1 protein-coding gene is annotated in these 712 nt (G+C 41.3%); it reads left to right on the top strand.

Annotation, left to right across the window (positions count from 1 at the left end; all coding sequences use genetic code 11):
* Window positions 1-127 precede the first annotated feature (127 nt).
* The coding region (locus I6F44_RS19510) for a transposase (protein WP_197174412.1) at window positions 128-712 on the top strand (585 nt) is incomplete at its 3' end.

Genomic DNA, 712 nt, shown 5'->3' with positions numbered 1-712 from the left:
GGCGTTGAGGTTGTAGAATTACTCTTTTTAGGAACGTATTCTACTATTTCAAATTGATTGCTTTTTAACCTTGAACCCATCCGTTCGCTGTGATCTAATAGATATTATTCACCCACGGTAAATCGTTATGGCCAACTACAAGCCTGACTTATCCTGCCAAAATAAATTCATTCCTATCAATTTCGCTGAGCAAATTTTGCCTGGCACCTTTGAATATGCCCTTTGTTATATCGTCGAAAATAAACTCGATTTATCGGGATTTGACGCGTGGTATAACAACGACAAAACGGGCGCTGCTGCGTATCCACCTTCGGTAATGCTAAAGATTATTTTACTGGGCTATGCACATGGTTTTATCAGTAGCCGTCGGATTGCAAAGGCTTGCGAGCATAATATTTTATTTATGAGTGTGTCGGGTGATATCCAGCCACATTACACATCTATAGCAGGCTTCGTGGCTAAAATGCATGAACAAATTGAGCCGCTTTTTACACAAGTGCTGATGATATGTGATGAGGAAGACTTGATAGGCCGCAACATGTTTGCCATTGATGGGTGTAAATTAAAGTCCAATGCGAGTAAGGAGTGGAGCGGCACATTCGATGAGCTAGGGCGTAAAAAAGCAAAACTAGAACGCGCAAGCAAACGTATTATTGAACGCCACCAATCACAAGATGGACTGGGCGAAGAATTGATAACTCAGGACTTAAAA

This window comes from Pseudoalteromonas sp. NZS11_1 (genome assembly GCF_015864275.1).
In the GTDB taxonomy this organism is placed as follows: Bacteria; Pseudomonadota; Gammaproteobacteria; order Enterobacterales; family Alteromonadaceae; genus Pseudoalteromonas; species Pseudoalteromonas arctica.
The sequence above is the reverse complement of the archived record's forward strand: the minus strand, read 5'-3'. Positions and strand labels throughout refer to the sequence as shown.